Genomic DNA, 18,844 nt, shown 5'->3' with positions numbered 1-18,844 from the left:
AGTTATTCCGTTTTTATTCGGCCACTTGCCGCATGGACATGGGGAATTGTTCTTTTCCGTAACCGCCGGTGCAGTCCGCGATCGAGGTCGCCCCTTTGCTGCAGCTGACCTTGGGCATGTCGTAAGTGCTGCCATCGCCGCAAACGGCCTGGCCCTGGCTGTCGATGGCCAGGCTGCCACCCTTCATAGTAGCGCTCACTGGCCCGCTGCATTTCGAACCGTCGGCCTGGTGCACGGTGACTTGGCCCTTGCCGTCCTTGAGCTGGTACTCCAGACGCAGCGGCTTGCCGGTTCTGCGGTCCTGTATCCCGGCGCCTGCGCTGTACTGGCCATCGAGAAACTTGGCGGCACCATCGGCGGCGTCTGGCGGGATGCTGAGGGGAGGGCCGGGTTTGGCGGCGGCGGGTTTTTCTGCCTCGGGCGATGTGACATCCGGCGGTGCGGTTTTGTTTTCGGGTGTCGCGGTTTTGTTTTCGGCTGCCGGGTCTTTGGCCGGATCTTTGGCTGGGTCGGCCGCTGCTGCATCAGCCTCGGTGCCTTTGGCCAGGTCGGCCGCCGCTGCATCATCCTCGGTGCCTTCGACTGGCGGCGCCTCTACGTCATGGGTTCCGGTCACGGCGGTACCGATGCCGGTTCCAGTGCTGGAGCCTATAACGGTGCCTGTCACCGGGACGCCATTGACCGTCGTGACATTGCCGGTCTTTGGCGGCTCTTCCAGGTGTTTCTCTACTGGCACAACGCTATCTGGCAGCAAATCTACCGCCACCAACGGAATCGGAACGCACCCTCGCAGGCCGAGCAACAGCCACAACAGCAGGAGCAACAGCGGCAGCAACAGCCACCACCACCAGCGACGCCACCATGGACGAGCAACCACCGGCATGACGGGCGCGACAACAGGCGGTTCGACCTCGGGTGGCAGCGTGAACGCGGGTGGGACCTGATAGAGGCAGTGCAGGGGATCGCTATTGCCCGTACCGGCATGCTCGAAACCCCAGAAGGTCAGCACCGGTTTGCCTTGCACCAGGTAGACGAAGTTTTCGTCCGGGAAATGAATCACGCGCTTGAGTAGCTTACCGAACACGGCTTTGTCGCCTTGCGGCTGTTCGGCGGAGTCCGTACCCAGGAAACGCTGGCTCAATTCTTCGAGCGCGTTTTTCAATGCTTCAAGCTGGCGGCGGGCAGGGGCGCGTTCTTCTTCGGTCGCACTGCTCCACGGAATCACGTCGCCGTCGAGGGCGCTGTACCAGTCGATCCGGTTGCCGAGTTCATCGCTTTGAGGGATGGCCAGATGATCTACCAACTCGGGGTTCTTGCGGCGAATGGCTTCGCGCAATTGCAGGGCTGCCCGGTAGACCGGTTGACCTGTTTCGCCGAGGGCAGTGAATGACCCGCTCTTACCGCTGCGTAATAGTGCCCCGCGCATTCAAACTCCATACGATCCGTTGCGCAAAAATGACAGACAGATGTGTCTGTACGTGCTCCTGCATTTGGCGGGCGGCCTTAATGCCATGATGATATCACCGCCAGTCTGCCGGAGGTTTAAACCTTATGAGACTAACGTAAGCGTGCGGAGGTTGCATAAGGTCAATATTAATTGACGTGGGAAGGCTCGGGCGTGGGCTTTTTAAGCTTGCTGAATCGTTTCATCAGCGCTATAAAAAATGCACAACTCCAAGAAAGGCTTCCCCCATGACCTCGCTCAAACTCCTCGTTGTCCTTGGCGCGCTGTCCGCCTCCCACGCCATGGCCTGGGATTACGTCCTGCTCGACAGCGATAAAGCTGCGCAAAACTGGCAGATCACCAGCCAGCAACTCGGTGTGAAAACCGACCAACCCTTCTCCGTGACTCTTCGTACCCTGCACGGCGGTCGGCAAGAGGGCGTCAGCATCGTCGAGATCGATAACGGCAGGATGAAACTCTCCGTGGTGCCGACTCGCGGGATGAACGTGTTGCAGGCGTCGGTCGGTAGTGTGCGCATGGGCTGGGATTCGCCGGTCAAGGAAGTGGTCAATCCGTCCTTCATCGAACTCAATGGCCGCGGCGGTCTGGGCTGGCTGGAAGGTTTCAATGAGCTGGTCACCCGCTGCGGCTACGAATGGGTTGGCCACCCCGGCGTCGACAACGGCGAACTGCTGACCCTGCACGGTCGGGCCGCGAATATTCCTGCGAGCACAGTCACCCTGCACATCGATGAAAAACCACCGTACGCCATCACCTTGCGCGGTGAACTGAAAGAGCAGGCGTTCAAGAAAGTCGACTTCTCCGTGGCGACTGAGCTGGTCACCGAGCCCGGCAGCGTAACGTTCGCTCTCAACGACACCCTGACCAACAACGGTGACTATCCGAAGGAATATCAGGCGCTGTATCACAGCAACTTCAGCACGCCGTTCCTGGAACAGGGCGCCCGCTTCGTCGCGCCGGTGAAACAGGTCTCACCGTTCAACGATAAAGCCAAAGGCGATTTGTCGGACTGGCAAACCTATCGCGCACCGACCAAGGACTACGACGAGACGGTTTACAACGTGGTGCCGTATGCCGATGCCCAGGGCGATACGTTGACCGTGCTGCATGACAAGGCCGGTAGCCTTGGAGTTTCGGTCGGCTTCAACACTCAGACACTGCCCGTGTTCTCCCTGTGGAAAAACACCGACACCCAAGGCCAGGGCTATGTCTCGGGGCTGGAGCCGGGAACAAGTTTTTCCTACAACCGCCGTTATCAGCGGCCACTGAACCTGGTGCCGACCATTGCGCCGAAGGAACACAAGCAGTTCCGCATCAGCTACAGCTTGTTGGCGGATAAGGCGGCTGTGGATAAGGCCTTGAAGCAGGTGGGCGAGATTCAGGCGGGGCGGGAAACTGAGGTGCGGCAGACGCCGTTGGTTGATCTAACCAAAGGGTGATGCCGGCTAGAGCGTTGTCGGCCGATATTGCAGCGCCTCGGCCAAATGTTCGCGTCCAATTCCATCGGCTTGTTCAAGGTCCGCCAGCGTGCGCGCAACTTTGAGCAGCCGGTGCGCTGAACGCAGGGAGAGGTTTAGTCGTTCACAAGCGGTTTCCAGCCAGTTTTCATCGACTGTGGATAACTTGCAGTGCTTACGCAGCGCCGGTAGATCGAGAAAGGCATTGGCACAGCCCTGACGCTTCTGCTGGCGCTCGCGTGCCTCGGCCACTATCAATGCAGCGCTGGCGCTGTCCTCTCCCGGTTTCACGGGGGGATTCAGCGCCGTGGCCTCCCGTGCGACGGTCAGGTGCAAGTCGATCCGATCCAACAGTGGGCCCGACAGCTTGTTGCGGTAACGTTGCACCATGTCCGGTGTGCAGGAGCAGCGGCCCGTGGGTTCGCCAAGATATCCACAGGGGCACGGATTCATCGCCGCCACCAACTGGAACCGCGCTGGAAACCGCACGCGATCCTTCGCCCGGGAAATCACGATATGCCCGGACTCCAATGGTTCTCTTAAAACTTCCAGCACCCGGCGTTCAAACTCTGGAAGTTCGTCCAGAAACAGGACGCCATGGTGGGCGAGGGTGATCTCGCCCGGCTGCGGTTTCGAGCCGCCACCCACTAGTGCGGGGCCTGAGGCAGAATGGTGGGGTTGGCGAAACGGCCGATGCGGCCAATGGCTCAGCGGTACGCAACTGGTAACGGATTGGATCGCCGCCACCTCCAGGGCTTCGCTTTCGGATAGCGGCGGCAGTAGCCCGGGCAGGCGACTCGCCAACAGCGTTTTTCCGGTTCCAGGCGGCCCGCTGAACAACAGGTTATGAGCGCCTGCGGCAGCAATCAACAGCGCCCGCTTGGCCGCCAGTTGTCCCTGCACTTCATTCAAGTCAGGATAAGGTTTGCTGGCGTAGAGCAAACCATTGGAGACGTAAGGCTCGATCGGTGTATGCCCATTGAAATGCGCGACAGCCTCCAGCAAATGATCCACCGCAATCACTTTCAATCCCGACGCCAGGCACGCTTCCTCGGCATTGGCCCGTGGTACCACCAACGATCGCCCGGCCTTGCGCGCCGCCAAAGCCGCCGGCAATACACCGCGCACAGCCCGGACCGCGCCAGACAATGCCAGCTCACCCAGGCACTCCACATCATCGAGCGTCAACGTCGGCACCTGCACGCTCGCCGAAAGAATCCCCAGCGCAATCGCCAGATCGAAGCGCCCGCCATCCTTGGGCAAATCCGCCGGTGCCAGGTTCAGCGTGATGCGCCGTGGCGGAAACTGCAGCCCCGAATTGATGATCGCACTGCGCACCCGGTCCTTGCTTTCCTTCACCGCCGCCTCGGGCAGGCCGACCATGGTCAGTGATGGCAAGCCATTGGCCAGGTGGACTTCAACAGTGACAGCGGGCGCATCCACGCCAATCTGGGCGCGGCTGTGGACGATGGAGAGGGACATGGTCGTTCCTTGAGGTGACGAGAGGCCGCTTCCTGCGGGTTTTTCAAGGGTAGACGTGGGAGAGGGGATTGGTGAAGTGGTTAGGCGGGCAAACTTTCACGGGATATTACGGTGACGCTCCGCGTCGCTTCAGAGGCGGAACGCGGAGCGTCCCTGGAAGCATTCCCACGCAGAGCATGGGAAGGATCAGTTACTTCAGTTATTCAGTTTCCGCTGGTGGGCTCAGCTTCGCTTCCAGCTCCGCCACTTTCGCCTCAAGAGCCTCCAACCGTGCCCGGGTGCGTGCCAACACGACCATCTGGCTATCGAACTCTTCGCGGCTGACCAGATCCAGCTTGCTGAATCCGCTCTGCAACAATGCCTTGAACTGGCTTTCGATTTCGCTTTTCGGCAGTGGAGTGTCGCCGCTGAAGAGGCGGGAGGCGGTGCCTGTCAGGGCGTCGAGGAAGTCTTTGGGCGCGAGCATGGGGGAATGTCCTGGTAGCAATGCCCGGCAGTGTACCACGCAGTGTCTATAGTCAAATTCGCGGGCAAGGGGTGCACGCTTTTCGAGCATGGGGACGGACGGTATCGCACCGTTGTTGTGCGTAACGCGTTGGGTGTTGTCGTGAAGTGGTTGCGATCTGTTGGCAAAGGCTTGAAATCAAAGTGTTTTGTGGAGATGGCAAGCTTTCTGCTTAGATGCTGATGACCCATGCACTGATGCAGTCGCTGTGACGAATGCAGTGCGCCAGGCGAGACGCGGGGAGTGTTTCGCAAGGAGCGGTTAGCTGGCGTCGTACGGGCAGGTAAGGCCGACGATGCGTTACAAAGCCAGGCACTGCGCTTAGACTTGAGACGGGTTTGTTTTCCTGGGGCAAGTCCACCAAATTCGGGAGAGAGTTTTCATGAAGCTAGTCACTGCCATCATCAAGCCGTTCAAGTTGGACGACGTGCGCGAGTCGTTGTCCGAGATCGGCGTGCAGGGCATTACCGTTACTGAAGTCAAAGGCTTCGGTCGGCAGAAGGGTCACACCGAGCTGTATCGCGGCGCGGAGTATGTGGTCGATTTCCTGCCAAAGGTGAAGATTGATGTCGCCATTGACGACAAGGATCTCGACCGGGTTATCGAGGCGATAACCAAGGCGGCCAACACTGGCAAGATCGGTGACGGCAAGATCTTCGTGGTCAATCTGGAACAGGCGATTCGCATCCGTACCGGCGAAACCGATACCGACGCAATCTAAGCCGCCACAAACCCAACGCCCCAGGAGAAAACAAAATGACTCTGCGTAAATTCGCAGGGCTAGGAGCCCTGTTGTCCTTCGTAATGCCCAGCCTGGCCTTGGCGGCAGACGAAGTGGCGGCCCCAGTCCTCAACTCCGGCGACACCGCCTGGATGTTGACCTCGACAGCCCTCGTGCTGTTCATGACCATTCCCGGCCTCGCGCTGTTCTACGGCGGCATGGTGCGCTCCAAGAACATTCTGTCGGTGATGATGCAGTGCTTCGCCATTACCGGCCTGATCAGCGTCCTGTGGGTCATTTATGGCTACAGCATTGCGTTCGACACCACTGGCATGGAGCAGGGCGTCGTCAACTTCAACTCCTTCTTCGGTGGCATGGGCAAGGCTTTCCTCGCCGGTGTCACGCCATCCAGCCTGACCGGCCCTGCGGCGCTGTTCCCTGAGGCGGTGTTCATCACCTTCCAGATGACGTTCGCCATCATTACCCCGGCGCTGATCGTCGGTGCCTTCGCCGAGCGCATGAAGTTCTCCGCGATGCTGATCTTCATGGGCATCTGGTTCACCCTGGTGTATGCACCGATCGCGCACATGGTCTGGTCCGGCAACGGCGGCCTGATGTGGGACTGGGGCGTGCTGGACTTCGCTGGCGGCACCGTGGTGCACATCAACGCCGGTGTGGCCGGTCTGATTGCCTGCCTGGTGCTGGGCAAGCGCAAAGGTTTCCCGACCACGCCGATGGCCCCGCACAACCTGGGTTACACCTTGATGGGTGCGGCCATGCTGTGGGTCGGCTGGTTCGGTTTCAACGCCGGTTCCGCTGCGGCGGCCAATGGCACTGCCGGCATGGCGATGCTGGTCACTCAGATCGCGACCGCCGCCGCTGCGCTGGGCTGGATGTTTGCCGAGTGGGTCACCCACGGCAAGCCAAGCGCATTGGGTATCGCTTCGGGTGTCGTGGCCGGTCTGGTTGCGATCACTCCTGCTGCTGGCACCGTGGGCCCGATGGGTGCCCTGGTTATCGGCCTGGCAGCGGGCGTGGTGTGCTTCTTCTGCGCCACTACCCTGAAACGCAAGCTCGGCTATGACGACTCCCTGGACGCCTTTGGCGTGCACGGTATCGGCGGTATTCTCGGCGCGATCCTGACCGGTGTATTCGCTGCACCGTCCCTGGGCGGCTTCGGCACCGTGACCGACATCGCCGCACAAGTATGGATTCAGTGCAAAGGCGTGGGCTTCACGGTGATCTACACCGCCATCGTCACCTTCATCATCCTCAAGGTCCTGGACGCCGTGATGGGCCTGCGGATCACCGAGGAAGAAGAAGCGGTCGGCATCGATCTGGCGCTTCACAACGAACGCGGCTACAACTTGTAAGCACGCGCATGAAAAAATCTTGCCCGGCTTGCCGGGCATTTTTTCGTCTGGAGTTTGTCATTGAAGCAAAGGCTGAAAGGTTTTTTCTTACAGCTTTTACGACGTTTGCGATGCGAGTTTTTGTGCCGCCAATGGCTTACATGATTGAAGGATGATCAGGGCCTTTGTTTTTTCCCTGAGCGCGCTAGAATGCGCCCCGGACGTGCGGAGAACTGTATGTGGCAACAGACTCTGATAACCCTTCGGGCGAGGCCCCGGGGCTTTCATCTGGTAACGGACGAGTTACTCGCTGGCCTGCCTGAACTCAAGGCGTGCCGGGTCGGTCTGTTGCATTTGTGGATACAGCATACCTCGGCGTCGTTGACCATCAACGAGAACGCCGATCCGGCGGTACGTCGCGACTTCGAACGATTTTTCAATCGTCTGATCCCACAAGGAACAGACGGCTATGAGCATAACGACGAAGGCCTGGACGACCTCCCGGCGCATTTCAAGGCCAGTGTGCTTGGCTGTCAGCTCAGTTTGCCGATTTCGGCGGGTCGACTGGCGTTAGGGACCTGGCAAGGCGTTTACCTGGGCGAGCACCGTGATCATGGCGGTGCCCGTAAAGTCCTCGCCACCTTGCACGGTGAAGGGGCATAACCGCTGGTCAGCAGCGGCTGTTGATTTTTTTCCGGCAGCCTTCGACAGAGGGCAAAGCTGGGCTATAACTAATCTGCTTTTCGCAAGTCATGAGGTAGAACATGAGCGACGATGATCTGGAAAACGACGACCTCGAAGTAGGCGACGACGACGAAACCGAAGAAGGTCTGGAAGCAGCGGCGGAAGACGTCGCTGAAGACGACGGCGGTGATGCCCCCGTTCCGACCGCCAAAGGCAAAGCCAAGGCAGCGGTATCGGTCGATGAGCTGCCGAGTGTCGAAGCCAAGAACAAGGAACGTGACGCCCTGGCCAAGGCCATGGAGGAGTTCCTGGCTCGTGGTGGCAAGGTGCAGGAAGTGGAGGCCAATGTGGTCGCCGATCCTCCCAAGAAGCCAGACAACAAGTACGGCAGCCGGCCTATCTGAGCCTGCTACGCGCTTGCTGAAAAAGCCCGCCGTCGCTGCGGGCTTTTTCATGCCTGAAATAAAACTCTGGGCTCAACGAGACCCAATGTGGGAGCGGGCTTGCCCGCGAATGCGGTTTGTCAGTCGACACCTTTATTGACTGTCACGACGCCTTCGCGGGCAAGCCCGCTCCCACAGGTTGCTATGTCAGGCTGAGGTTGCATTCCACCGCGCCAACAACGCTGGCAACTCGGTCAGGCTGCGAATCTCGGCATCCGGCAAACGCTCGTTTTCCCAGACCTTGCCCGCCGGGTTAAACCAGATCGCCCGCAACCCTGCCTGTTGCGCACCGGCGATGTCATCCCCTGGATGATCACCGATATGCACCGCCGTCTCTGCGGTTGCACCACCGCGCTGCAGCGCTTCATGGAACAGGCGCGCATCGGGTTTGGCGACGCCGATGTCTTCGGCACACAACGCAAACTTGAAGTAGTCCGCCAGCCCCAGCCGGCGCACGTCGGCGTTGCCGTTGGTGACCACGCCAAGGGTGTAATGGTTGGCCAGTGCCTGGAGGGTGGGTTGCACCTCCGGGAAGATTTCCAGCTGATGCCGGGCATGCAGGAACACTTCGAAGCTCTGATCGGCCAGGTCCGACGCTTCAGCGTGAGCGTATCCGGCTTCTTCCAATGCGTGAAACAACACGCGCCGGCGCAGGGCGCTGATACGGTGCTTGAGGTTTGGCTCGATGCTCAGGATGCGTTCGCGAATGGCCCACAAATGCTCCACCGGTATCGCTCCAAGGTTGGGCGCATGTTCAGTCAGCCATTCCCGCAATACGGCTTCGGCGCTGACGATCACCGGGGCGGTGTCCCACAGGGTGTCATCGAGGTCGAAAGTGATCAGTTGGAGAGTCATGAATCGTCGCCTTTAATGCGTTTGGCCCGTGGGTGGGCGCTGTCGTAGACGGTTGCCAGGTGCTGGAAATCCAAATGGGTGTAGATCTGGGTGGTCTTGATATCCGAGTGGCCGAGCAGTTCCTGCACCGCCCGCAGGTCCTGGGAGGACTCCAGCAGGTGGCTGGCGAAGGAGTGTCGCAACATGTGTGGGTGCAGGTTTTGCCCCAGTTCGCGTTCGCCCGCCGCCTTGACCCGCAACTGGATCGCCCGCGGCCCCAGGCGCCGGCCTTGCTGGCTGACAAACACCGCATCGTCTGCCGGATTGGCCAAGGCTCGCAGTGGCAGCCACTGTTCCAGCGCCTCGCGAGCTTTTTTGCCCACAGGCAGCAGACGGGTCTTGCTACCCTTGCCGTGCACCTGGACCATGCCGTCCGCCAAATCCAGCTGATCGAGATTGAGCCCGGTCAGCTCCGACAAGCGCAGTCCGGAGGAGTAGAACAGCTCAAGGATCGCCTGATCCCGGCGCGCCAGGAAGTCGTCTTCCACGCCGCCTTCCAGCAGTTGCAGCGCACGATCAGTATCGAGGGTCTTCGGCAAGCGGCGCTCGCCCTTGGGCGGTGCGAGGCCATTGGCCGGATCGTGGTCGCAGAGACCTTCGCGGTTCAGGTAGTGATAAAGCCCGCGTACTGCCGACAGAAGACGCGCCAGGCTGCGCGACGATTGGCCTTGTGAATGCAGGCGGGCGACCAGGCTACGCAGGCGCTGGATGTCCAGGGCCGCCCAACTGGCGATGTTCTGTTTGACGCACCAGTCCAGCACTTTGTCGAGGTCGCGGCGATAGGCCGATAGCGTGTGCGGCGACACCTGCCGCTCACTGCGCAGGTGTTCGCAGTAAGCGTCCAGTTGCCGTTCCATTTTCAGCGTACCGAGCGCAGGGAGCTGTTGAATCGTGGCAGCACGCGGCCCATGACTTCGGCGATGTAGCTCAGGAACAGCGTGCCCACCGAGCTCTTGTAGTGCTGCGGATCACGGCTGGCGATGGCCAGTATGCCGTGGATGCCTTGATGGCTGATGGCAACGACGGCGGTGGAGCCAATCTGCTTGCGCTGTTCTTCGCCGAACAGAAAGTCCAGTTCATGCTCGCGCAGGGTGCCGCTGACGCTCTTTTCTTCCTGCAGCAAACCACCGATGGCCACTTGTGCCTCGGCGTGGGTCACCCAGCGGCCCACCGGCATGGCGTTGTCGCCCAGCAGGATGAGGCTGACGAAGGGAACCTGGAAGTCCTGGCGCAGGCTGTCTTCGACGCAGATCACCACGTCTTCGAGGCTCGTCGCGTCGAGCAGGGCGAGAATCAGGCGGCGGGTCTTGTCGAACAGGCGGTCATTGTCGCGGGCCACATCCATCAGGTGCGAGAGGCGATGACGCAGTTCTATGTTGCGGTCGCGCAGGATGGTCATCTGCCGCTCCACCAGCGAAACGGTATCACCGCGCCGGTGGGGGATGCGCAAGGATGCAAGCAGGTCTTCGTGCTCGACGAAGAAGTCCGGATGAGCCTCCAGGTACGCGGCAATGGCCGCCGCCTCCAGGCTTTCGGACGGTGATTCGTCGGGCTGTCGGGCGGGTACCTGAGGCTTATCGGTCATGGTTGTGGCTCACTCAAAGACGCACTTGTCCTTCATAAACGCGCACTGCCGGGCCGGTCATCATGACCGGTTGGCCAGGGCCTGCCCATTCAATGGACAAGCGCCCGCCAGGCAGGTCGATCAGTAGTGGCGAATCCATCCACCCCTGGCTGATCGCAGCGACTGCGGCGGCGCAGGCGCCGGTACCGCAGGCCTGGGTTTCACCAGCCCCGCGCTCCCAGACGCGCAACTGCGCACGGCTCCGGTCGATAACCTGGAGAAAACCGACATTGACCCGTGCCGGGAAACGCGGGTGATGCTCGATTTTCGGCCCCAGTTCATGCACCGGTGCGTTGTTGATATCGCTGACCCGCACCACGGCATGGGGGTTGCCCATGGACACGGCGGCCAATTCGACGGGCGTGCCATCGACGTCGACCTGATAGTTCAGGGCCTGTTCTTGCGCCTGGAACGGAATGTCGGCCGGCACCAGGCGTGGAGCGCCCATGTTGACACTGATCTGGCCATCGCTGCGAACATCGAGCTCGATAATGCCGCTTTTGGTTTCGACACGGATCTGCCGTTTTGCGGTCAGGCGCTTATCGAGCACAAAACGGGCGAAACAGCGTGCACCGTTGCCGCACTGTTCCACTTCGGAGCCGTCGGAGTTGAAGATCCGATAGCGGAAGTCAACGTCCGGGTTGCTCGGAGCTTCGACGATCAGCAGTTGGTCGAAACCGATGCCGGTATGCCGGTCGCCCCATTGCTTGGCATGCTTGGGCAGTATATGCGCGTGCTGGCTGACCAGGTCGAGGACCATGAAGTCATTGCCCAGGCCGTGCATCTTGGTAAAACGCAGCAGCATGGTTTTACTCCGGCAGCAGGCTTTCGCCAGCGAACAACTCGGCTACCGTCTCACGGCGACGCACTTCAAATGCCTGATCACCGTCCACCAACACTTCGGCGGCGCGGCCGCGGGTGTTGTAGTTGGAACTCATGACAAACCCATAGGCGCCAGCCGAATGCACGGCCAGCAGGTCACCTTCTTCCAGGGCAAGCTCACGCTCCTTGGCCAGGAAATCGCCGGTCTCGCAGATCGGGCCGACGATGTCGTAGGGACGCGCAGCGGTATTGCGCGGGCGCACGGCGGTGACGTCCATCCAAGCCTGGTAAAGCGCCGGGCGGATCAGGTCGTTCATGGCTGCGTCGACAATGGCGAAATCCTTGTGCTCGGTGTGCTTGAGGTACTCGACCTGGGTCAGCAGCACGCCGGCATTGGCGACGATGAAGCGGCCCGGTTCGAAGACCAGCGACAGGTCGCGACCGTCGAGACGTTCACGCACGGCCTTGATGTAGTCGCCAGCCAATGGCGGCTCTTCATCGCGATAACGCACACCCAGGCCACCACCGAGGTCGATGTGACGCAGGTAGATGCCGCAGTCACCGAGGCGGTCGACCAGGCCCAACAGGCGATCGAGGGCATCGATGAACGGTGGCAGGGTGGTCAGTTGCGAGCCGATATGGCAATCGACGCCTATCACTTCCAGGTTAGGCAGTTGGGCGGCCCGCACGTAGACGTCTTCGGCGTCGGCGATGGCGATGCCGAACTTGTTCTCTTTGAGACCGGTGGAAATGTACGGGTGGGTACCGGCATCGACGTCCGGGTTGACGCGCAGGGAGATCGGCGCACGAACACCGAGCTCGGCGGCCACCACTTGCAGGCGTTCCAGCTCGTCGGTGGATTCGACGTTGAAGCAATGCACGCCGACTTCCAGCGCACGACGCATGTCGTCGCGGGTCTTGCCGACGCCGGAGAACACGATCTTGTCGGCGCTGCCGCCAGCGGCCAGCACACGTTCCAGCTCGCCACGGGAAACGATGTCGAAACCGGCGCCAAGACGCGCCAGGACATTCAGCACACCCAGGTTGGAGTTGGCCTTGACCGCAAAGCAAACCAGGTGAGGCATACCGACCAGGGCATCGGCATAAGCCAGGTATTGGGCTTCGATGTGCGCACGCGAGTAAACGTAGGTCGGTGTACCAAAGCGTTCGGCAATAGCAGACAGTGCAACACCTTCCGCGAACAGTTCACCGTCACGGTAGTTAAAAGCGTCCATGATGTTCCCTTATTGGTAGACGTCGTGCTTGTGCGACTTGGAGGGCTGCTTTTGCGAGGACTTGGCTTGCTCTGCAGGGTCCTGATCTTCATCGGGAAGGTACAGCGGGCCTTTTTGACCGCAGGCCGACACAAGGCAGGCAACCGCGAGGAGCGCAGCAAGGGAAGAGATCAGGCGCTTCATGGCGAAATCCTTGAAAATGCATTAATTGCGCCGGAGTATACCGGCCACCCGGCAGCTTGCCTATGCGACGGGGCTCCCGTCCGGCGGGCCTTGCAAGATGCCAGTCGGTATCATGGAGTCCCTGTGGGAGCGAGCCTGCTCGCGAAAACGGTGGGTCCGGCAGCTATGATGTTGCATGTGCCGACCTCTTCGCGAGCAGGCTCGCTCCCACAATTAGTAATCCTTTGCATTCGGCAAGCAGCGTCCGTATCTTGCGGCGCTTGAGCCTGATCAGACATTTTTGAGGTTGCCGCAATGAGTTTGTCCGAAGCCCGTTTCCACGATCTGGTCGATGCCACCCAGGAAAAACTGGAAGACATCTTTGACGAAAGCGACCTGGATATCGATCTGGAGAGTTCGGCCGGTGTACTGACCGTCAAATTTGAAAACGGAACCGCACTGATTTTCAGTCGCCAGGAGCCCCTGCGCCAGCTGTGGCTGGCAGCTGTGTCCGGCGGCTTCCACTTCGACTACGACGAAGAAAGCGAGCGCTGGATGTGCGACAAGAGCGAAGAGCAGTTGGGCGAGATGCTTGAACGTATCGTCAAGCAGCAGGCTGACGTCGAGCTCGATTTCGAAGGCCTGTAATCTCGTGACCCAGTCCGCGCCTGCTCGCCCTCCCAAGCCGCTTTACAGCAACGTCAGCCCGGCGGTGCCTTCCCCGTGCAGCGGCGTGTGTCGGCTGGACGAGCAGAAGGTCTGTCTCGGGTGTTTCCGTCATGTGGAAGACATACGCGAATGGCGCTCGGCGGATGACGAACGCCGCCGGGTGATCTGCGCCCAGGCCTCGCAACGCAAAACCACCGACACTCCCCGGTAGGGACACACAGCCGTACGCCGGTGGCGGCTTGTATATTTTTTGAGCTGTGATAGTGTCCAGAAACGCCTCAACCCATCGAGGCTTGTGAAAACCCCGCCTTTTTCTGGCGGGGTTTTGCTTTTTTCGTGCAGAAGAAAGGAGTCTGCCCTGATCATGACCGCACCTTCCATCACCCTTACCCGTCTAGACGTTCAGCGTCTGGAGCGTCTGATCGACAGCCTGGATGAATCGCTGCCGGGCGTTATCGCGCTGCAAACCGAACTGGATCGCGCCGATACAGTGGTCGGCCACGATGAAGTGCCCGCCGATGTCGTGACCATGAATTCCCGCGTGCATTGCCGTGAAGAAGGCAGTGGCAAGGACTACCACCTGACGCTTGTGTATCCGAAGGATGCCAACGCCGATGAGGGCAAGATTTCCATTCTGGCGCCAGTCGGCAGCGCGTTGCTGGGCCTGAAAGTCGGCCAGCACATCGACTGGCCAGCACCGGGCGGCAAGACGTTGAAACTGACCCTGCTTGAAGTCGAATCGCAGCCAGCCAATGGCGGCTCCTTCCCCGAGTGACGCCCTTTCAGACCTGCCCGAGCGCCTCGTTCAATGCGCGCTCCAGGTCGGCCTTGTAGCGCAGATACAGATTGCTTGACCCCTGACCATCACCGAGCAGGCCTGACAGGTCCAGATCGGTGATGTAGCAGCGGTAGCGTTCGGTCTCGTGGCGCTGCTCGACGATTTCCCGGGCGACCACGCTGAACAGCTGGTCGCCATGTTCCAGCTCGCTAAACTCCCGCTGATTGCAATACAACGTGACCTGCAACTTGCCCGGAGCGGCTTTGCCGACGATCGCCTGTACGTCATAGAAGGGTTTGTTGACCGGGGTTTGCGGTGCCGACCGCGCATCCACCCGCCGCGCCCGGCCTGTACCCGAAGGCAGCAGTTGGTAATACCGGGTGTCCAGGTTCGCAGGCTGAGCCGTGTCCATTGGCAACGCGGCGTCGCGCCGGTACTGGATCGATTGCAGGAAACGCTGCAGCGGCGCCAGCAGGCTTTGCTCGTCATGCCACGGCAGGCGTTGCTGCCACAGGGCATTGAATTCGTCGAGCACGTACAGATCGGCCTGTGCTTCATTGACCCGGTAGAACACCTGGATGCAGCCGGGCCGACCCATCGGCAGCAGCAAGGACAGGTCGTGGTCGTCCAATGCCATCGGGTCCAGGTGCAGCGGGCTGTAGCTCGCCCGGTCTTCGCCGAGACAGTCCAGCAGTCCCGGCAGCGTGGCCTGCGTGATGTGATTGACCTGGCCGGGTATCAGCTCAAGTACGTGGTAATGCTGCTGGACCTGGATCAGATAGCGGTGATTGAGATTGCTCAGCAGCAGGTTCTGCGCGGTTTCGAGAATGTCTTCGACGCGCTGGGCAATGAATTGCGCACGGTTGTGACAGAAACAACGGACTCTCAACCTGGGTTGGCGTGGCCCACCAGGCAGAGCGTTGAGATAGTCGCGTAGGCAATCAAGCAGGGCGTGGGGACCGTCGTAGCGGCTGACCAGCACCTCGTTCCAGCTGTTGAGCGTGACCTGGTCCAGGGTCAGCACCAGGTTTTCCTTTACGCCTGCGTAGCTCAAGGAGTCGGTGCGCTCGGTGGTCATCAGGATGTTCAGTTCGCGGTGGTGCTTGAGTGGATCGATGCCAACGTTTACCAGAATAAGCACTTCGCTGGGCGCGCTGGCACGCAGCAGGGCTTTTTCGGCGACGGCCGGCAGTGGCAGGGGAATGCTTTGTTGCAGGCTGCCAAGCAGGTTGAACAGCTCGAATTCGCTGAGGTCGCTGCTGCCCGGGTGCAAGGCCAGGCGGGTGCTGCTGTCGATCACGCCGTTGCGGTGGCACCAGGCGAGTAGCTCGATTAAATGGCGACTGCGTTTGATCGGGGCGAAATGTTCCCACTCAAGGGCGGTGAGGCTGCCGTTGTACAAGCCCCACTGGCTTTGGTCCGGTTCTTTCCTGCTCGGCGCGTACACCAGCGTCAGGGTATCTTCGGCCAGGTCCGGGGCGATTCCGGGGTTGATGAACTCGACCTTGTTCGCCTTGCGTTCAAACGCTGCGTACAGTCGCCTGCCCAGTACGCTGAGGTCGCGCTTGTTGATCGGGCTGATGGTTTGTTCATGGCGGGCAAACTGGGTCAGGAAGCGATAGCTGAAATTCAGTTCGTTGACCAGGGCCCGGCGCTCCGAGATGACCTGGCGGACTTTCCACTGGCTGCGGCTATCCAGCAGGGCCAACTGGCGCTGATCCCATTGCCATTCGCGGGCCAGGCGCTCAAGTAATGAGCGTTGCCAGCCCTGGGTGCGCCCACCGCTGCCGGTGAGTTTGCGGTTGACCTTCAGGTACAGCGCCCGGCGCACCAACTCCAGCCGCTCCGGTTCGTTGCGGGCGATGAGGTACTGCGCGATGCGCCGATAGACCACGACGTACGGGTCCAGCTCATCGAGGTCGAGCCGATTGGCGAACACCTCCTGTTTGAAACGCAGGCTCAGGCATTGGACTCTGGGGTGTTCGCTGGCGTACACCTCGATCAGCAGGAGTTTGAGCACCGACTTGTACGGCGACTCGATGCCCTTGAACAGCTGCCAGAGCCCGGCACCAATGAACTCGCCGGGCGGAATGCGGGCCAGATGGCCCAGGTCCAGGGTTTCATCGGCGCGAATGAAGCGCTTGGACGTCAGGGTATGGGTGTACTGGGCATAGTTGGCTTCCTCATACACCGGCACCAGCCACCAGATCGGCGTGCGCCCCGCCAGCCAGATCGCCGTGCGATAGAACTCGTCCAGCAACAGATAATGCTGGGTGGTACCGCAGTCTTCCGAACTCAACTGGCCGTCGCGCTCGCCTTTTACGAAACGGACCGGATCGATCAGGAAAAAGTGCGCTTCGGCGCCCTGGGTCGCAGCCCAGGCTTCGAGCAGATGGCATTTGCGGCGCAACTCGGTCAGTTCGTTTTCGCTCAGGTCCGGACTGTGGCAGACCCACACATCCATATCGCTCTGGTCGGCCTGGGCCAGGGTGCCGAGGCTACCCATCAGGAACAGGCCGTGAATCGGCCGTGGTGGATTGCTGCCGTGGCGCGGCTTATAGGAAAAGGAGCGGGTCAGGCGCTGGGCTTCGGCGAGGACGTTGGCATCCGGCTCGAAATTCGACAGCCCGGCCGGCGTGCCGCCCGAAACGTAACCCGGCAGCAATGGGTGATTGACATGGAAGAACAGCGGAAGGAGGTTCAATACCCCTTGCTGGCGCGTCGACAACCCTTCCATGGCACGGGCCATGCGCCCCTCGTTGAGCTTGAGGAAGCGTGCGCGCAGTTGGCTGAGCACCTTGCGGTCAATTCCCTGGTCCAGATCGGGGCGGATTTCATGGGTGCGGGTCATGTCAGCTCAAACCGGCTCGCAGGGCTCGGACGTGGAGGCTCTCGGGATGAGGGGCAGTTTAGCGCCTGGGCCCCGGGACTTTTAAGCTGATTTTTTATTTCTGGCGTCAGATTTGTATCGTGTTACGAAAGCGGGCTACAAAGTGCGCCCGCGGAAATCCTTGAGCAGGAGTTTCCGTGGGCGGTGCAGGGGAATTCAGGCTGTTTCTTCGGCTCTCAGAATGGTGAGCACGGTTTGCACGTTTTGCGCGGCATCACGACCCAGGCTGGTCAGGTAACCGCCATCAGGCTGGTCGATCAGTTCTTTTTCATGCAGGCGTTTGGCAGCGGCAATGTGTTTCGGGGCAGCGGTTTGATGAATTTTCAAACCTTCCTGGGAACTGTCCAGGTTGAAGAGTGCGAGGACTTCCAGTTCGGCAACCAACTCAGGGGTAAGCGACATAAGGACTCCAGACTTTCTAGGAATTTGGCGACAGCGTCCCTAAGGTGATCCCACTTGTGCGGCATGTCCAGTGTTCGTGACAGGGTTATTTCTTTTCCGGCGGCAACTCGGGCAGAGCCCGCAGCGCGGCTTCGTACCATTCGGTATTGAACGCGCGGTCTTCGTCGAGCATCGTGTCGATTTCTATGGCCAAAACGTGAGCCATCAGATTGAGGATGTCTTCGCGCTCGTAGCCCACCAGCGTCAGCTTGTTGAAGGTCGCTTTGGCAGCCGGCGGATTGTCGCTTTCGATCTGGTTCTCGATGGCTTCGGTCAGCGTGGTTTCGGCGAATTCTTCTTCGTCGTTATCGATATCGGTTGGCTCGGTCATGGCAGGCTCCTCTGGGAAAGTTCATCAGTTTAACTGCATTCAGCCGCGTGATGCTGCTGGAAAGAAAGCCCGGAGCATTCTATAAACAGGCACTGCCCACCCCCGCACAGCCTGGAGGCTATGTGATGCTCAAGCTTTATGGTTTTTCCGTCAGCAACTACTACAACATGGTCAAGCTGGCGCTGCTGGAGAAAGGATTGCCGTTCGAAGAAGTGCCGTTTTACGCGGGCACCAGCCCTGAGGCGTTGGCCATCAGCCCGCGCGGAAAAGTTCCGGTACTGCAGGCAGAGCAGGGATTCATCAATGAAACCAGTGTGATTCTCGAATACATCGAGCAAAGCCAGGGTGGCAAGTCATTGCTGCCAAGCGACCCCTTTGAGCGGGCGCAGGTGCTGGCGCTGGCCAAGGAGATCGAGCTGTATATCGAGCTACCGGCGCGTGCCTCTTATCCCGAAGCGTTTTTTGGCATGACGCTACCGGATGCGATCAAGGAAAAAACCAAGGCCGAACTATTGCAGGGTATTGCGGCGCTAGGCCGGCACGGAAAATTCAGCCCCTACGTGGCAGGCGAAAACCTGAGCGTGGCGGATCTTTATTTCCTGTACAGCGTGCCGCTGGCGTGCGGAGTAGCGAAGAAGCTGTTCGAGATCGATCTACTGGCTGAGCTGCCGGCAGCCAAGGCGCTGCTGGAGCGTCTGGGCGATAACCCGAATGTTCAGCGAATTGCGGCGGACAAGGAAGCAGCGATGCCAGCGTTCATGGCGATGATCGCGTCCAAGAAGTAGATTGTAGCGTTCTGAAATCAGTCATCGCGAGCAGGCTCGCTCCCACAGAATTTGATGTGTGAACACCATCCAATGTGGGAGCGAGCCTGCTCGCGAAGCTTTTA

General features: G+C 60.1%; 21 protein-coding genes. 9 read left to right on the top strand and 12 right to left on the bottom strand.

Features of this window, described 5'->3' with window-relative positions; translation table 11 throughout:
• Positions 1 to 13 precede the first annotated feature (13 nt).
• Positions 14 to 1,426 (bottom strand): SrfA family protein, encoded by a 1,413-nt coding sequence (locus tag AC1Q8Q_RS12730; protein WP_492615083.1) that lies wholly within the window; start codon positions 1,424 to 1,426, stop codon positions 14 to 16.
• Between the two features lie 266 nt (positions 1,427 to 1,692).
• Between AC1Q8Q_RS12730 and AC1Q8Q_RS12725 the strand changes: the two genes are divergently transcribed.
• Positions 1,693 to 2,904, top strand: coding sequence for an aldose 1-epimerase family protein (locus AC1Q8Q_RS12725; protein ID WP_020799385.1), 1,212 nt, complete (start codon positions 1,693 to 1,695; stop codon positions 2,902 to 2,904).
• 6 nt (positions 2,905 to 2,910) lie between these two features.
• Here AC1Q8Q_RS12725 and AC1Q8Q_RS12720 read toward each other — a convergent pair whose 3' ends face one another.
• Positions 2,911 to 4,404: a YifB family Mg chelatase-like AAA ATPase gene (locus AC1Q8Q_RS12720; protein WP_151143731.1), complete on the bottom strand. Its 1,494-nt coding sequence runs from the start codon at positions 4,402 to 4,404 to the stop codon at positions 2,911 to 2,913.
• A 199-nt stretch (positions 4,405 to 4,603) separates the two neighbouring features.
• On the bottom strand, positions 4,604 to 4,870 hold the full coding sequence (locus AC1Q8Q_RS12715; protein ID WP_020799348.1) for an accessory factor UbiK family protein: 267 nt from the start codon (positions 4,868 to 4,870) through the stop codon (positions 4,604 to 4,606).
• A gap of 421 nt (positions 4,871 to 5,291) precedes the next feature.
• On the opposite strand from AC1Q8Q_RS12715, the gene glnK reads away from it, so the two are divergent.
• From glnK to sutA, 4 genes are all read left to right on the top strand, one after another.
• Positions 5,292 to 5,630 carry a P-II family nitrogen regulator gene (gene glnK / locus AC1Q8Q_RS12710; protein ID WP_002555808.1) on the top strand — a complete coding sequence of 113 codons (339 nt, stop codon included), beginning with the start codon at positions 5,292 to 5,294 and terminating at the stop codon, positions 5,628 to 5,630.
• 35 nt (positions 5,631 to 5,665) lie between these two features.
• A complete protein-coding gene (locus AC1Q8Q_RS12705) occupies positions 5,666 to 7,003 on the top strand; it encodes an ammonium transporter (RefSeq protein ID WP_020799347.1) in 1,338 nt (445 codons plus the stop codon).
• A gap of 216 nt (positions 7,004 to 7,219) precedes the next feature.
• Positions 7,220 to 7,645, top strand: coding sequence for a secondary thiamine-phosphate synthase enzyme YjbQ (locus AC1Q8Q_RS12700; RefSeq protein WP_033039357.1), 426 nt, complete (start codon positions 7,220 to 7,222; stop codon positions 7,643 to 7,645).
• A gap of 101 nt (positions 7,646 to 7,746) precedes the next feature.
• A complete protein-coding gene (gene sutA, locus AC1Q8Q_RS12695) occupies positions 7,747 to 8,070 on the top strand; it encodes a dormancy-specific transcriptional regulator SutA (protein WP_007980816.1) in 324 nt (107 codons plus the stop codon).
• Positions 8,071 to 8,256: 186 nt separating this feature from the next.
• Here the strand turns inward: sutA and AC1Q8Q_RS12690 are convergent, their stop codons facing one another.
• From AC1Q8Q_RS12690 to lptM, 6 genes are read right to left on the bottom strand one after another with little or no spacing between them, the layout of a single operon-like run.
• Complete coding sequence (locus AC1Q8Q_RS12690; RefSeq protein ID WP_033039360.1) at positions 8,257 to 8,964, bottom strand: HAD family hydrolase; 708 nt, start codon at positions 8,962 to 8,964, stop codon at positions 8,257 to 8,259.
• Positions 8,961 to 9,860, bottom strand: a complete 900-nt coding sequence (xerC, locus tag AC1Q8Q_RS12685; RefSeq protein WP_033039362.1) for a tyrosine recombinase XerC — start codon at positions 9,858 to 9,860, stop codon at positions 8,961 to 8,963. The genes AC1Q8Q_RS12690 and xerC overlap by 4 nt, the downstream gene beginning before the upstream one ends.
• A 2-nt stretch (positions 9,861 to 9,862) precedes the next feature.
• A complete protein-coding gene (locus AC1Q8Q_RS12680) occupies positions 9,863 to 10,588 on the bottom strand; it encodes a DUF484 family protein (RefSeq protein ID WP_020799343.1) in 726 nt (241 codons plus the stop codon).
• Between the two features lie 13 nt (positions 10,589 to 10,601).
• Positions 10,602 to 11,432, bottom strand: a complete 831-nt coding sequence (gene dapF, locus AC1Q8Q_RS12675; protein ID WP_020799342.1) for a diaminopimelate epimerase — start codon at positions 11,430 to 11,432, stop codon at positions 10,602 to 10,604.
• A 4-nt stretch (positions 11,433 to 11,436) separates the two neighbouring features.
• Positions 11,437 to 12,684 carry a diaminopimelate decarboxylase gene (gene lysA / locus AC1Q8Q_RS12670; RefSeq protein WP_033039364.1) on the bottom strand — a complete coding sequence of 416 codons (1,248 nt, stop codon included), beginning with the start codon at positions 12,682 to 12,684 and terminating at the stop codon, positions 11,437 to 11,439.
• Between the two features lie 9 nt (positions 12,685 to 12,693).
• Positions 12,694 to 12,867: an LPS translocon maturation chaperone LptM gene (gene lptM / locus AC1Q8Q_RS12665; RefSeq protein ID WP_020799340.1), complete on the bottom strand. Its 174-nt coding sequence runs from the start codon at positions 12,865 to 12,867 to the stop codon at positions 12,694 to 12,696.
• Between the two features lie 294 nt (positions 12,868 to 13,161).
• On the opposite strand from lptM, the gene cyaY reads away from it, so the two are divergent.
• The 3 genes from cyaY (at position 13,162) to rnk (ending at position 14,290) form a co-directional block, all read left to right on the top strand.
• Positions 13,162 to 13,494: an iron donor protein CyaY gene (cyaY, locus tag AC1Q8Q_RS12660; RefSeq protein WP_020799338.1), complete on the top strand. Its 333-nt coding sequence runs from the start codon at positions 13,162 to 13,164 to the stop codon at positions 13,492 to 13,494.
• A gap of 4 nt (positions 13,495 to 13,498) precedes the next feature.
• Complete coding sequence (locus tag AC1Q8Q_RS12655) at positions 13,499 to 13,726, top strand: DUF1289 domain-containing protein (RefSeq protein WP_081648183.1); 228 nt, start codon at positions 13,499 to 13,501, stop codon at positions 13,724 to 13,726.
• A gap of 153 nt (positions 13,727 to 13,879) precedes the next feature.
• Complete coding sequence (gene rnk / locus AC1Q8Q_RS12650) at positions 13,880 to 14,290, top strand: nucleoside diphosphate kinase regulator (RefSeq protein ID WP_020799336.1); 411 nt, start codon at positions 13,880 to 13,882, stop codon at positions 14,288 to 14,290.
• Between the two features lie 7 nt (positions 14,291 to 14,297).
• Here rnk and AC1Q8Q_RS12645 read toward each other — a convergent pair whose 3' ends face one another.
• The 3 genes from AC1Q8Q_RS12645 to AC1Q8Q_RS12635 all read right to left on the bottom strand — a co-directional run bounded on the left by AC1Q8Q_RS12645 (position 14,298) and on the right by AC1Q8Q_RS12635 (position 17,955).
• Positions 14,298 to 17,144, bottom strand: a complete 2,847-nt coding sequence (locus AC1Q8Q_RS12645) for a class I adenylate cyclase (RefSeq protein ID WP_151143729.1) — start codon at positions 17,142 to 17,144, stop codon at positions 14,298 to 14,300.
• Positions 17,145 to 17,339: 195 nt separating this feature from the next.
• Entirely contained in the window at positions 17,340 to 17,585 is a 246-nt protein-coding gene (locus AC1Q8Q_RS12640; RefSeq protein WP_008066390.1) for a TIGR02647 family protein, read from the bottom strand.
• A gap of 85 nt (positions 17,586 to 17,670) precedes the next feature.
• Positions 17,671 to 17,955: a hypothetical protein gene (locus AC1Q8Q_RS12635; protein ID WP_020799334.1), complete on the bottom strand. Its 285-nt coding sequence runs from the start codon at positions 17,953 to 17,955 to the stop codon at positions 17,671 to 17,673.
• A 125-nt stretch (positions 17,956 to 18,080) separates the two neighbouring features.
• Here AC1Q8Q_RS12635 and AC1Q8Q_RS12630 point away from each other — a divergent pair, with 125 nt between their 5' ends.
• Positions 18,081 to 18,740, top strand: a complete 660-nt coding sequence (locus AC1Q8Q_RS12630) for a glutathione S-transferase family protein (protein ID WP_168759112.1) — start codon at positions 18,081 to 18,083, stop codon at positions 18,738 to 18,740.
• The last annotated feature ends 104 nt before the right edge of the window (positions 18,741 to 18,844 follow it).

It is taken from the genome of Pseudomonas sp. GW823-FHT06B06 (assembly GCF_058795195.1).
Note: the sequence above shows the minus strand (reverse complement) of the source record. Positions and strands in the feature narration are given on the sequence as shown.